Origin of the sequence: Nostoc sp. KVJ20 (assembly GCF_001712795.1) — a bacterium.
Lineage (GTDB): Bacteria > Cyanobacteriota > Cyanobacteriia > Cyanobacteriales > Nostocaceae > Nostoc.
The window spans coordinates 1-14,561 of the sequence record NZ_KV757602.1 but is presented as its reverse complement, the minus strand read 5'-3'; the positions used below and the strand labels follow the sequence as shown (position 1 = coordinate 14,561).

General features: G+C 41.4%; 7 protein-coding genes and 1 other RNA gene. 2 read left to right on the top strand and 6 right to left on the bottom strand.

Going from position 1 to position 14,561, the window contains the following annotated elements; translation table 11 throughout:
• Positions 1-138 precede the first annotated feature (138 nt).
• From A4S05_RS11720 to A4S05_RS11705, 4 genes are all read right to left on the bottom strand, one after another.
• Entirely contained in the window at positions 139-5,991 is a 5,853-nt protein-coding gene (locus tag A4S05_RS11720; protein ID WP_069070003.1) for an ATP-binding sensor histidine kinase, read from the bottom strand.
• 412 nt (positions 5,992-6,403) lie between these two features.
• Positions 6,404-6,587: non-coding RNA, 6S RNA (gene ssrS, locus A4S05_RS11715), on the bottom strand.
• 60 nt (positions 6,588-6,647) lie between these two features.
• Positions 6,648-7,814 (bottom strand): 5-(carboxyamino)imidazole ribonucleotide synthase, encoded by a 1,167-nt coding sequence (locus A4S05_RS11710; protein WP_069070002.1) that lies wholly within the window; start codon positions 7,812-7,814, stop codon positions 6,648-6,650.
• Positions 7,811-8,302, bottom strand: a complete 492-nt coding sequence (locus A4S05_RS11705; protein WP_069070047.1) for a pentapeptide repeat-containing protein — start codon at positions 8,300-8,302, stop codon at positions 7,811-7,813. Before A4S05_RS11705 ends, A4S05_RS11710 begins: the two co-directional genes overlap by 4 nt.
• Before the next feature lie 879 nt (positions 8,303-9,181).
• On the opposite strand from A4S05_RS11705, the gene A4S05_RS11700 reads away from it, so the two are divergent.
• Complete coding sequence (locus tag A4S05_RS11700) at positions 9,182-9,505, top strand: slr1957 family protein (RefSeq protein WP_176726984.1); 324 nt, start codon at positions 9,182-9,184, stop codon at positions 9,503-9,505.
• Positions 9,506-9,793: 288 nt separating this feature from the next.
• On the opposite strand, the gene A4S05_RS11695 is transcribed toward A4S05_RS11700, so the two are convergent.
• Positions 9,794-10,279 (bottom strand): protein tyrosine phosphatase family protein, encoded by a 486-nt coding sequence (locus A4S05_RS11695; protein ID WP_069070046.1) that lies wholly within the window; start codon positions 10,277-10,279, stop codon positions 9,794-9,796.
• A gap of 777 nt (positions 10,280-11,056) precedes the next feature.
• Between A4S05_RS11695 and A4S05_RS11690 the strand changes: the two genes are divergently transcribed.
• A complete protein-coding gene (locus A4S05_RS11690; RefSeq protein WP_069070000.1) occupies positions 11,057-12,673 on the top strand; it encodes a serine/threonine protein kinase in 1,617 nt (538 codons plus the stop codon).
• 140 nt (positions 12,674-12,813) lie between these two features.
• Here the strand turns inward: A4S05_RS11690 and A4S05_RS11685 are convergent, their stop codons facing one another.
• On the bottom strand, positions 12,814-13,995 hold the full coding sequence (locus tag A4S05_RS11685) for a CapA family protein (protein ID WP_069069999.1): 1,182 nt from the start codon (positions 13,993-13,995) through the stop codon (positions 12,814-12,816).
• Positions 13,996-14,561 lie beyond the last annotated feature (566 nt).

Genomic DNA, 14,561 nt, shown 5'->3' with positions numbered 1-14,561 from the left:
GCAATTGTGTCATCTTAACTCTGAACGATACCTAATTTAGAATCAAGTTATACAGATTTGGAAAATTATGCGATCGCTGTTCTCTGCACTACCGAAAAATTAGAAGTCTTATGCATTGAGACAAAAATCGCAAATTAGTTAAAATACTGGAATCTCAATGACAAATTCTGTTCCTTCACCAAGTACAGAATTGCAACTCAACCGCCCATTATGGGTTTCCTCGACAATCTGACGAGCGATCGCTAATCCTAATCCTGTTCCTTTCCCAACTTCTTTTGTTGTAAATAGGTGGTCAAATATCCGCGTTCTAACCTCTTCTGACATCCCCTGACCGTTATCTTTGATCCTAATTGCTACCATGTTTTGCTCACTGGATACTTCGGTCTGAATCAATATTTGGTGATGATTGTCTTGCGCTTGGGCAAAAGAAAGCCCTTCACAGGATGTATCTAAGGCATCAATGGCATTAGCGAGGATGTTCATAAATACTTGATTTAGCTGTCCTAAAAAGCACTTGACCAGTGGTAATTTTCCGTATTCGGTGATAACTTCAATTGCTGGACGTTTTTCGTTAGCTTTGAGGCGATACTTCAAAATTAACAGCGTACTCTCAATCCCTTCATGGAGGTTACAAGCAACTTTTTCGGTTGTATCGGCTCTGGAGAAGGTGCGGAGACTGATACTAATATCTTTGATCCTTTCTGAAGCCACCTTCATTGAGCCTACTAGCTTTGGTAAGTCTTCAGTCAAGAATTCTAGGTCAATTTCTTCGCCATGCTCAATGACTGCGATCGCCGGATTGGGATGATGTTGTTGGTAGGATTGGATATGAGCAAGCAAGTCTTGGATATAATCTTCGGCATTGTTGAGGCTGCCTTTGAGAAATCCAATCGGATTATTAATTTCATGTGCCACCCCAGCAACCAAATTACCCAAGGTTGCCATTTTTTCATTTTGCACCATTTGTAATTGGGCTTGTTGGAAATTTTGCAGCGCTTCTTCTAAATCCTGAGATTTTTGCCGTAAATCAGCTTCAGACTCTTTTAGTGCGACTTCAGCAAGTTTGCGTTCGCTAATATCTATGATTACGCCATCCCATATAATTGAGCCATCAGCTTGTCGCTCTGGTTGGGATGCACCTTGAAGCCATTTTACGGTTCCTGAAGATGTGATAATTCGCCATTCGTGTCGAAATGGTGTGATGTTTTCAGCAGAGTAGATTATTGCCTGTTGAATGCTGGCAAAATCATCTGGGTGTTCCATAGAACGAAGACTCTGCCTTCCTGTCATTATTTCCTCTGCTGTCACCTCATAAAGGTTGTAGCAGCCAGAACTGACGTAGGGCATTGAAACTGAACCGTCAGCATTTAAACATAGTTGGTAAATTGCCCCAGGAATATTATCAGCGAGTTTCTGGAAGCGGGCTTCGCTAGCACGAAGTTGAGTGAGCGATCGCTCTAACTCTTGGGCATAATTTTGAGATTCTTGATAAAGACGGGCATTTTCTAGAGAGATAGCAGCTTGAGTGCATAGCAGTTGGATTACTTCGGTGCGATCGCTTGTAAATGCACCAATTGTCAGGGGATTTTCGAGATATAGCAGCCCGATGAGTTTACCTTGATTTAACATCGGCGTACACAACACACTCTTAGGTTGTTGCTGTATGAAATATGAGTCGGCGATAAAATCAGTTTGTGCGGTTGCATCATCCAGCACAACAGTTTTTAAGCTGCGTTTGACATAGTTTAGCAGTGTAATGGGAATGCCTTCACTGGTTGACAATGGTGCAGATACCAGACTGACTCCTTCGTTGATGGTGGCTACAGCTTCAACCACTAAGTTGTTTTTTTGGAGTACAAGTAATGCAGCTTTTTGTGCCCCAGCATTTTCCATCACCACTTGCAAAAGGGTAGTGAGTAATTGCTCTAATTGAATTTCACTGGAAAGAACTTGTGCGGCTTTAAAGATGGTGGCAAAATCGAGGGCTTCCGAGATACTGCTGCTAGAAAGATTTGTGTGGATGGTTTGATGTGGAAATGATGATGCATCGACGGTTGAACTCAGTTGCAAGCGATGATGCTGCCCTTGTAAGATGGGAGCCAGGAGTCGAGGATAGCGTTTTTCTAAGTCTTCAGTTTTGGCTTTAGCGCCCCAACGAGCATAGCAGTAATAAGCTTCTTGCATATAAACTTGGGCGATTTTTTCTTTGCCCCAGTCGAGATAGAACTTGGCAGCTAGTTCATTGCTCAAGGCTTCTTCTTGGATATATTCGTTTTCTTTCGCTAGAGTTATGGCGCGATCGTACAATTCTATTGCTGCTATTTTTTCGCCCAAAACTCGATGGCGTTCTGCTTCCACCAAATCAAATTTGTGCTGGAAATTCATCGGTGCAAGTTTGGCTCGAAACTGCAATTTTTCTTGATTTTCGCCAACCTTCAAAAGTAATTGCTCCTGTTGAGATGGTTCAGCCGTTGGATAGATAGCCAACCGAGATAAAGAATCGTAATAGTAGAAAACAGTCACAGATAGCATTCCTGCGCCACCATTGAGGTATTGCTCTCCCTGATTTCCACTCTCAACTGCCGCCGAAAAATTCTCAAACAAATAACTGAGTGTTAACTTACTTAAGAAAAATATATGGAGTGTTAATTCATCCTTTTCTTGGAGGAGCGCAGATAAGAGTTCTTCTTGACAATCTTCACCAATCAGGGAGTCTGGATAGTCGCTATATTCAGTGAGATTTTTAATGGTTTGAGAAACGATATTAGACCAATTTAATAAGCGTTGATTTTGGACATAATTAGACTCGTAAGCTTTGATATCTGCTAAGATAATTTCCAAAACTTCTGTGCCACTTAAATAGACATAGAATAACTTAAAAATCATCGATGCCAGCACATGAAAAAAATCGCCTGTCTCTAATCCAAAAGTATGGGATTCCTGTAATAACCTAATTGAGGTGCGAATATGTTGTTGATTAAATTGATTCAATGCACCCACCTTAAATAGAGTCATGCTTTGAACAGATTTTGCTTGAAGTCTATCCACAAGCATTAAACCTAGCTGGCCAAATTCGTAGCCTGATTCGAGTTGGTTACAAATATTAAGTACAATTCCAAAATCTGCATATCCTGGTGCAGAAAGTGGTGCATTGCCGTATTTAAGAGATAAATTCACCTCTTCGCAAGCAATAATTGGGAACAGATAAGGGGCCGTTTGGTGGATGGCGGGAGCAATGCTAGCCATAATCCGCAAAGCAACCAAAGCTTTGGTATCATTCATCAATGGCAAATCAACTAAGCCCTCAATACTTCTGCCAGCCAAGGTAGAGAGGGTGTTGACTACAGATTGCTGAATGTCTGGAGGTGTTACTGATTCAGGTAATGTTACCCCAAGTTGAGCGAGAAGTTCACGCCCAATTGCGATCGCTTTGAATGATTGATTCCGCACCTGATAAGCTTGGAGTTGCACTTCATAAACTTTCACTCTATCCAGTAAGGTGGTTGTTTTTTCAATCACGACCTGAACAAGAGATTCCATTTGCTCAAATTCATTGTTGAGAAAAGCAGCTTCGGCAGCTTCTTGGTATAAACTTCGAGTCAATTCATAGGCGATTTCCCAACTATTAATCGGTAGCAGTTGCATTCCAGAATAGAAGTAATGAATTGCTGCACCATAAGCGGTAGCTTCTTTCGCTTTTCGACCGGCATTCAGATTTAACTGAGCTAATTGTTGACGTTCAGCCGGTTGGGTAATTAGCAGTATTCCTCGATTTAACTGACTGACAAGCTCAAAAATTCGCTCCTCTTGCTGAGACTCAGAGGTATTTTGCAAGAGTAATTGACCAATTTTAAGATGGGTAAATTGTTTCTCTGCATCTGGAATTAGAGAGTAAGCCGCTTGCTGCACGCGATCGTGTAAAAATTTGTAGATAGGGACTTGAAAATTAGAATTTAATGGGTTTGAGTCAGAGTTGTTATCACCATCTTGAAAAAATTTATAAACTTCACTAGTAGGTAAAACTAACCCTTCTTGTAAAGCTTTCCATAAAGATGCTGCCGTTTCGGTTTCCGATTGTTCAGAAACAATTGCTAAGGTTCGCAAATCAAACTGGTTGCCAATACATGCAGCTAATTTCAACACATTTTGCGTTGCTGCTGGCAACTTTTGCAACTGTAGCGCTAAGAATTCTACAACATCATCGGTAAGGGCAAGTGCTTTGACAGCAACAATATCACATTGCCAGTAACCTCGATCGCAATTAAAAGTAATCAGTCCATCTTCATATAATATTTTGAGAAAGTGTGTTGCAAAAAAGGGATTTCCTTGAGTTTTTTGATAGACGAGTTCCGTTAGAGGTTTGGCAATTTTATCTGAACAACTCAAGGTATCAACCAGCAATTGATTTAAACTAGCTTTACTAAACGGGGCTAAAGTAATGCTGTGAATCGTCGCATTGGCTTTGCGAATCTCCGCTAAAGTCAACATCAACTGATGCGCGGTAGATACTTCATTATCTCGATAAGCCCCAATTAAAAGTAAAGCTCCACTTCCTAACTCGCTCATCAACAACTGCATTAATTTCAGTGAAGCAGAATCAGCCCACTGCAAATCATCGAGAAAAATTACTAATGGATGTTCTTTGGTGGTAAATACCTGAATGAACTTTTGAAAGAGTAAATTGAAGCGATTCTGGGCTGCACTTGGTGAAAGTTCCGTTGCAGGTGGTTGTTGACCAATAATTTGTTCTAATTCGGGAATTACCTCAAGAATAACTTGCCCCTCATCCCCCAGCACTTGTAAAATTTTATTTTTCCAAGTTGACAATTGGACATCACTTTCACTTAGTAATTGTCCCATTAAGTCTCGAAACGCCAGCACAAAAGCGGAGAAGGGAATATTCCGATTAAATTGGTCAAATTTGCCTTTGATGAAGTAGCCCCGTTGCCGGACAATAGGTTTATGAACCTCGTTAACTAAAGCAGTTTTACCAATACCAGAAAAACCAGCCACCAGCATTAATTCTGTTTGGTTGTTGGTAACGCGGTCAAATGCTTTTAGCAGAGTTTCAACTTCATGCTCACGCCCATAGAGTTTTTCTGGGATAATAAAGCGATCGCACACATCCCGTTGAGCAATTGGGAAACTGACAATTTTCCCCGTCTCTTTGAGTTGATGTAAACAATTTTCTAAATCATATTTTAGCCCAAATGCGCTCTGATAGCGGTCTTCGGCATTTTTCGCCATCAATTTGCTAACAATAGATGAGAGTACAGGCGCAATTTGTGGATTAATCTCATGTACTAAAGGCGGAAGTTTGGCAATATGACAATGTATCAATTCCATCGATTCGTGCGATTGAAATGGTAATTGCCCTGTTAGTAATTCGTAAAAAGTTACACCCAGAGAATAAAAATCAGTCCGGTAATCAATCCCCCGATTCATTCGTCCAGTTTGCTCTGGAGACAAATAGCCAAGCGTCCCTTCAAGTACATTAGGACTCATGAGGCTTTGAGTTTCTCGTGGCAACAGAGATGCAATACTAAAATCTATTAACTTAACTTGTTTAGTTTCTGGATTAATTAAAATATTGGCAGGTTTAATATCTTTGTGAATGATCCGATGACGAATTAGAATATCTAATGTATTGCACAGTGCGATCGCAATTTGTAAAAACTCCATCAGAGATTCTACCCTTCCCCCCACTCCCCATTCTTTAAGAGAAATTCCCCCAAAGTCTTCCATCACTAACGCATAACCATTCTGATAGGGTTCCAGACTGTAGGTTTGGATGATTCCAGGTAGATTCAAATTTTTGGCGATGGTGAACTGATTGCGAAACTGTACCAATTCGCTGAAGCTGGGATAAGCAGTTTTCATCAGCTTAATCACCACAGATTTTTGGTCAGTTTCTCGATTAGCGCGATAAACCAAGGTTCGAGAACCGTTGTAGAGTTCTTTGCTAACGTGATATCCGGGAATGCTGACCATAGGGCTTAATTCTTGAAACCTCAGTATTTAGGTTTCCCAAAAACATGGTAATCTTTACTGTCAGTTCGCTTATTTGAAACTGATTTAATTGAAGAAGAATAGAGAATACAGAATTCAGAATTCAGAATAAAGACGCTACGCTCGAATACTTGCTCTAAGCGTTCGCGCAGCGTCTCCAAGAGTTGCCATGCCGAAGGCATTGCCTCTCATACTACGTAGAAAGCAAGCTACGCGTTAGCATCTCCGAAGGAGAAGAGAAGGCTTTACGCTGCGCTATCCGCTTTTTCGGTCAGAATAAATTCTGAATTCTGAATTCTGAATTCTGAATTCTGACTCCTGACTCCTGACTCCTGAATTCTGTTCCATTATTAAAGCTCCCAAATTCTAACTGATTTTGGGAGCAAATAATTTTAAGTTCACCGCGACGCCGTTTTACCTAAGTTTATGACCTGGGTTTATCCAGGTGGGAACCTAAATTCCTCGTTTAAAGTTTCCGGGTACATGCCCGGTATACTGCCACGAGAACAGTTGATTCCCTTGTCATTAAAGGCATAGATCAAAAAACTTGATGGCAGTCACCAACGTCGTAGTGCAACTCACTCATTATAGCTTTTCAAAAGATGTTGTGTGTTCAACATCGAAAGTTTCTGCTCAATTTACCTGGGATACCAGATAGATTCTATGCTGTGGGCGATGTCGTTGGCGTATGCAGTCGGCGATTCTTGATTTTTATTATCCAGCAAAACAGTTACATGTCCCAACTTTCGCCCAGGACGTGATTCTGTCTTCCCATACCAGTGAACGTGCGCCTGGGGAATTGCTGCTATTTGTTGGCGTTGGCTTTGGTAGTCGCTGTGAGAATTTTCATACCCCAACAGGTTAACCATTACAGCACCAGCGCACTGTAAAGATGGATTCCCTAAAGGTAAACCACAAACGGCTCTCAGGTGTTGCTCAAACTGAGAAGTTTCGCAAGCGTCAAGAGAAAAATGCCCAGAATTGTGGGTACGAGGGGCGATTTCATTTACCATAATTTTGCCATCAGCACTGAGAAATAGCTCAATTCCAAAAATTCCTACTACTTCTAGGCTATTTAATAGAGTATGTGCGATCGCTTGAATTTCTGCTACTTGATTGGGTGTAATCTCGGCTGGCGCAATCACCCGCCGACATACTTGTTGTTCTTGTTGGGTTTCCACTACTGGATAAGTGACAATTTCTCCCTCTACAGAACGAGCTGCAATTATTGCTAGTTCTCTTTCAAAGGGGACAAATTCTTCTAACAAAAAAAGTGAGTGATTGAAAGTTTTTGTTGTGCTTTCATCACTTAACTTTTGTTCTAAAGTAGCAAAATCCTGAATTATGAAAGTACCTTGACCATCATAACCATGACGGCGGGATTTCAAAACTACTGGGAAACCTAGATATTCTATTTTTGATTGGAGATTTTCTACCTCCTCAAGGGCGAAAAATTGAGGAACTGGTAAGCCCAAATCCCGTAAATAGCAACGCTGATGATATTTATCTAAAAGAGGAGCTAAAGCTTCTAATCTCGGACGGAAACAAACACCTTGCTGTCCTAAAATAGATAAAGCTTGCAGATTAACAAATTCGTTTTCAAAGGTGATAACATCGCATTTGTTAGCTAATATTTCCGTAGCACTTGCATCATCAACTGGCGCGAAAATAGTTTCCTGAGCGATTGACACGGCCGGGTCGTGAACGCTTGGAGTTTGTACTACTAATTCTACTCCTAGCTTTTGTGCTGCATCTGCCATCATCCAGGCTAGTTGTCCGCCACCAATTACACCAACACGTTTCATTGACATCCTAGAGAATCACGAGTTTGCACGCCTGTTTTGGAATTCACACCACTGGCTTTTTCGCACAGTTCTTTGATTTGTGCCCTATCCAAAATTGCATCTGTAAAATCTGCACCGTCTATATTTACATCATTAAAGATGGCGCGGAGCAAAAGAGCTTCTTTGAAAACTGCATCGCTCAAATCTGCCTTAGTCAAGTTTACCTGATCGACCATTGCATTCGTTAAATCCGCTCCGTGGAGATTTGCTTTTGTCATCACCGAAGCGCTCATGACTGCTCCTCGTAAGTCAGCGTTAGAAAAGTTAGCCAGTTCCATATTGGCGTTAGAAAACTCCGCTGCTTGCAAGCTTTCACCAGAAAAATCGCGTCTTGACAACTCTGCATTGCTAAATGAAAGGGGATGAGTCCAGTCTACTGCCAATGCGGGATCAGCCACGCACCAGATAATAATTCCGAGAAGGAACGCCAACCCTTGGCGCCAAAACATATCGAGAGCTAATTTGGTGTCTAATCGCTGCATTTTATTACCGCATTTGAATATTAGTAAGACTGGATCATCCTAATTGAGACTCGCAGCCTGACTACTGGACTTGGAGAACTTCTATTTCCGTTGCTTAATATTTTGTAACGCAAAAAGAGCATCAGCTTCTCACCTTGAGCAAAATTATCCCTGCTACTTGAGGTAGAGAGCGGCAATCTGCGATCGCACTAAAATTAAATATCACGACAATAGATCGCAATGACTAAGTATAAGTTACCTGTCACATCAAGCAAGTTTTAGCAAAACATAGACGGGGAGCATAATCTATCACTTTTGATGCAGATAAAATTTGAGATTCCTAACTCTAAAGGAATAGTTTAGCTGGATAAAGCAATCCTTATGACTAGCTATAGGACTCATATTTGATTTCTGAAAAAACTCAGTACAACTAAGAAGCCTTCTTGACTGTTGCCTGTTGCCTATTGCCTATTGCCTGTCTACGCAAATTCGTTCAGAAATCAAAGCGGATTCCTATATGTCTACAACTTGTTGATTTGTTCACAATTCTTCATTCTTAGATTTGAATTTCAGGATATAAAGAGTTTTATTGAGCAGTAATACTCACCAACTTATTTACGTTTCTTGACTTTCAATTTCTCAAGTAAAGTTTATTGTCTTTTAAATTCAACAGACCCGATCAACTGTTAGTCTTTTAATTAATGAAAGCAAGGTTTGAGCGTAATCATAAGCGTCTCAATTGCTTAACAAAGCTTAAAGGTTGGATAATTAGCGTTAATTTTATAGCGATTAATTAGTTCTTCAGGAATCTCCAAGAGTTTACATTCACCAAGTACACAACTTCCACAAACCAAACTCCGAAACCCGATGATGAATCATTACTCACTTCAATGGATTGAGGCATGGTGCCAAGAAAATGGCTGGACAGATTTATTTGTCGAACGACGTAACAACTTCTGGGCTTTCCCTCCGGGTGGGGTAATGCCAGAACCAATCCCAGTTCATGTTCTTAGATTGATTAAAGCCGAAAAAGGACTGACTATTGAAGAACGACTGTGGTCGATGTCAGCAGTAATTGGCACAATCCTAGCTATTCTTTTTACCTTTTGGTTTCAGTCGCCGATGCCATTAGTTTTAGCTTTCGCTTTGAACGCCGTTACGGTGGCTCAATTTGAACTTGAAGATGCCTAAATTATTATTTTTGGCTTTGCGATTAAAAACTGCTCTTGTCTAATTTTAGTAAGAGCAGTTTTTAATTTTTAAGAAGAAAGAATTCAGGAGTCAGGAGTCAGAATGGGCTAAAGGCCCCGCTACCGCTGCAAAGAAACAAGCTACGCGCTGCGCAAACGTAGAGAGCATCTGAATTCTGAATCCTAACTTCTGAATTCTGAATTCTGAATCCTGAATTCTTACTCAATGATTTGTATAGCAGCCTTCTAGTCTATTAGGACATAACAATTAGAAATAACTAACATCCATCTAAGAGCAGCTAGCAGGTAAAGCTACCTTGGCGTGTTTGTTAACGTAGTCCACAAATAATTCCTTCAATCGGGGACTAACGCCAGCATGTTCAAAGAATCCAAAGCCGAGATTTCTTGCTTTTGCTAAGGTTTCTTCTGGCGTTAATCCTTCCTGGATAGCGATACTCAACAACGCAATTCCAGTCGATCGCATCCCGGCGGCACAATGCACAACCGCTGGTTTCGGGATTTGTTCGAGTGTCGTGAGGATTTTGGTAATCACCTCTTCATTTAAATTTTTCAGATCCACCTTGAGTGGAACATTTTGATAATACAGCCCCAATGCTTCCGCGACTTTTTGCTCATCCTTAGAAAATCCTAGTTCATCAGGCGATCGCAAATTGAGAACAGACTTAAAACCCTCTTGGATAGCTTGCTCAAGCTGTTTTGGTATAACTTGTCCTGTTGTTGTCAAGTTTTCGTTAATTTGTATGGCGTTGATCACATTCACTCCTTCTAACTTTCTAATCTCTTCCAGCTTGGTAAATACTCTAAGGGAGCAAGCTTTGAGAAGATATTCAAATAAAAACGGCAAAATTAGCCAGATATCAAAAGATATTGCCTGATTACTTCAAAATCTGTCTTTTGAAGTAGGTTATTTTATTGCTTTATCCATAATATACGGTTTATCGATAGTATTAGTGGTGATTAGGACTTATTATACTTTTTGTCGATACAATTACCGTAGACTATATTTCAGGAGTTATACAATTAGGCGAGTTGGAGAAGCAAATAGAAGAAATTTCTTCTCTATCCATTGGTAATGCCAAGATGTAAGTTCATACAAAATTGGTATTAGCTCGTCTTCCGCTTTAGGCTTGCCGCATTCCCGCGCTATCATCTGAGAAAGATAAAACTGTTGTGATCATGGGGAGGTCTTTCTCACTTCAGGAGTTCCAACAACGAAATCATCCCGTAGGATAGACAGGCAAGAACCCTGCTTGTTGAAGAAAGCAGGAGGCAAAAGGCAGAGGGCAGAAGGTTCAATGTTTTGTAGGGGATTCAACACCGTACTTAATTGGGGCCACAAAACAAGAAAATTTGGTGGGGTCTTAAACCCAAGTTCGGTTTGGTCACGGGCAGAGAGCAGAAAACAGCATTCCTTCTGCCTCCTGCCTTCTGCCCTCTGCCTTTCTTGATAAAAATATGGGAAAATTTTTGGGAAATCCCTCAAAACTCAGGACTCGCTACTTATCTGCTCACTCAGGACTCAGGACTCTTTATGTTAGCAGGCACAATTTTGCAGGATGGAAAATATACCCTAATTCAAGAAATAGGGCGGGGTGGCTTTGGCATTACCTTTAAAGCTACGCATCACTACTTGGGTCAGGAGGTGGTGATGAAAACCATCAATGAACGGCTGCGACAACATCCTGATTTTGCGAAATTCGAGCGCCAATTCCAAGATGAAGCCAGACGATTAGCTACGTGTATTCACCCAAATATAGTCAGAGTTAGTGACTTTTTTGTAGAAGCTGGACTGCCTTATATGGTGATGGAATACATTCCTGGGGAAACCTTGGGAGACGCATTTGTATTACCAGGAATACCTTTGCCAGAAGCCACAGCAATTCATTACATCCGGCAAATTGGGGCAGCGTTGCAGGTAGTACACAACAATGGTTTGTTACATCGTGATGTCAAACCAGATAACATCATCCTTCGCCTAGGAACGCAGGAAGTAGTATTAATTGATTTTGGCATTGCCAGGGAATTTAATGGCGGTGTGAGGCAGACTCACACAGGTCTGGTTTCTGAAGGGTATTCTCCCATTGAGCAGTACTTGACGCAAGCGCCACGTACACCCGCCACAGATGTTTATGGTTTAGCTGCAACCTTATATGCACTGTTAACAGCCCAAGTTCCCATGCCAGCATTATTGCGCGATCGCGAGCAAATGCCTTCTCCCCGTGAACTGCAACCACATTTGAGCGCTGCTGTCAACCAGGCAGTAATGCGCGGTATGGCGGTAGAGTCTCGTTTTCGGCCAGCGACGGTTGCTGAGTGGCTGCAATTGCTACCTGGAAATGGGGTGAATGGGACACCGCAAGTTTTACCCACTTACGCAGTGCCAACTGTTAATTTATCTGCCCAGCAGGCAGCAACTATAATTGGGAAAACTAGTCAAAATCGTATTCATAGACCATCTGCGTTGGGGCAGTCGACCCCAGGCATCGCTAAGGAACCTGTACTGGCTAAAAAGCTGGGGTCATCTCAGGTATTTATTGGTATAGGTGTAGCCCTAGTTGCTGCTACAGCAGGTTTTGGAATCACGAGCATATTACCCAAATCTCAGCAGCAGCCAACTGCAAAGCCGCTTTTTGAACAGCCCACTCAACAACCAGACGCGAAAGTACCTGACTTCAATAGTACATCTTCATCTCCGGGTGAAAACACTAACACCACCTCCAAAACCGAATCAGCACCCGCCTCTAATTCCAAACAACGTCGGCGCAATCGTCGTTCTTCCCAAGAAGAATCTCCCCGCAGCATCCCTACAGAAGAATCACAAAGCGGCAATTCCGAAGAATCTACACCTTCACCTAGTGTTTCACCCACACCCTCGCTAGTGGAGAAACTACGGGCAATCCGCTCATCTCGGAATGCTTCTCCCGCACCCTTGCCCCAAAATAACTTACCCGCTTCTAATCAAGATTCTGTATCTCCTCAACCCGTGAGTCCGTCCAACTCTGTGGTTATACCACCATTGCCACCAAAGGAATCCAGACAATCAGATCCTTCTGCTGTAGTAGTACCAACACTGGAAAAGCAAAATACACCAACTAATAGTCAACCCCAGAACGTTCAAAAGTTTGAGGAAAAGCTACAAAATCAATAACTAGTCAATTTGGGATTTTGGTAAAGCAGCGCGATGAATCTAGCACAGTACTGGCTCCTCTTAACGAAATACGAAATACGTTAGCGCAGCGTTAGCGACGCAGGAGCGTCATTACGAATTACGAATTATTTTAAAGAGAGTTAGCGAGGAGCAAGCCTATTTTGTACAACAACTTCCCCTTTCTTATTAATCTTCACCGGATTCTTGGGAAAAGCTTGATTATTCAAATAACGCATAAGTTTAACAGTCCGAAAACTCTGATCAATCTGAGGGATTCCCTGTCTATCCATCCGAACAGGAATAATTTTACTTGATACCAAATCTCCTGCCGGGTTTAGTTTAACTTCTAAAATCATTGAGTCACCTGTTTGGGCATTTGTAGATAAAGTCCGATATCCTAAAAAGTTTCCTAAAGAATAGGCAATAATTTTTCCTTTATAAATTTCCATCGCTCTCGGAACGTGAGGCCCATGTCCTAGTACTAAGTCTGCTCCCGCATCAATCATGTTTCGAGCAAACTTGATCGAATTACCTCGGTTTTCTCCATAAAAAAACTCTGTCTGATTCTTAACGTGTAGCGCCCCCGTTCCCTCAGATCCAGCGTGCATCGAGACTACTACAATATTGGCTTTATTTTTGGCTTCTGCTATGAGTGCTTGGGCTGCTCCTAAATTATGAATGGAATTATACATTTCATAAGGAGAAAACCCAACCATAGCCACGGGGATATTGTTAGCTTCCAAATAAAGAATTTGATTTTTATGACCTAATGTTGCAATACCCACAGCCTCAAGATTTTTCTTTGTATCTTTGAATCCTACAGGGCCGAAGTCCATTGCATGGTTATTCGACATATTGAACACATTAAAACCAGCCTCAGCAAATAGCTTGGCGTATGCAGGTGGAGAGCGGAAAGCAAAGACTTGGCCTCGACTAATATCTTTGGCAGTATAGGGATGATTAGTTAGACTACTTTCAAAATTACCAAATAAAATATCAGATCCTTGCAAGTGAGTTCTCACTGATTTTGGTAATAATTGATCTCGAAAACGAGGTAATCTATGGTTGGGGAAATTAGTGCCGGGAATAATATCTCCAACGGCTTTGATGGTAATAGTATTTGGAAAGGTTTTTTGTTCTGTTGTTGATGGCGTAAGTTCAGGGATAGCTAATGGAAATTGCACCGGCTCAGTAGGTGTAGTAGCAGCGTTTAATCGCTGTGATTGCCCAAGCCGGATAATGACTCCTATACTAATACCCAGATATAAACAAATGCTGATAAAACTAAATGAGAGTACTCGCCCCAGACTGCGATCTACCATCGTTCACTCCTCACACGATGGCATTAGTTTATCCCAATTATCCCAAAAAACTGTATTGGCTGTGTATATTTTAGTGTTTTTTGGGAAATACTTGACTAAGTAAGCACTGAAACATCATCTCATCTCAGTTGCAAATAATGAACCAGTACAACACGGTTTGAATGTTTGAATCCAGATATAGGAATCCGCTTTGATTTCTGAACTAATTTGCGTAGGCAGGCAATAGGGAATAGGCAACAGGCAACAGTCAAGAAGGCTTCTTAGTTGTACTGAGTTTTTTCACCAAATCAAATATGAGTCCTATATCATCTCAATTAATTAGACAAGTAGGGGCAATTCATGAATCATTGGTGTCAACTTAAGCTAGAAATAGCTTCGCTGCGGGCTTCATAACCCGCCAGAGAATGAATTCTCTGGCTCATAGCTAAAGTCTACTGAAGTAGACTGAATATTTTTGGGGATATCTAGTCATCTGAAGATGACTTTCGCTATGATTCTTGGAACTTCAGTTCCTTGCGGGACATAGTTTTTGCGTTAAGTTGACACCAATGTTCATGAATTGCCCC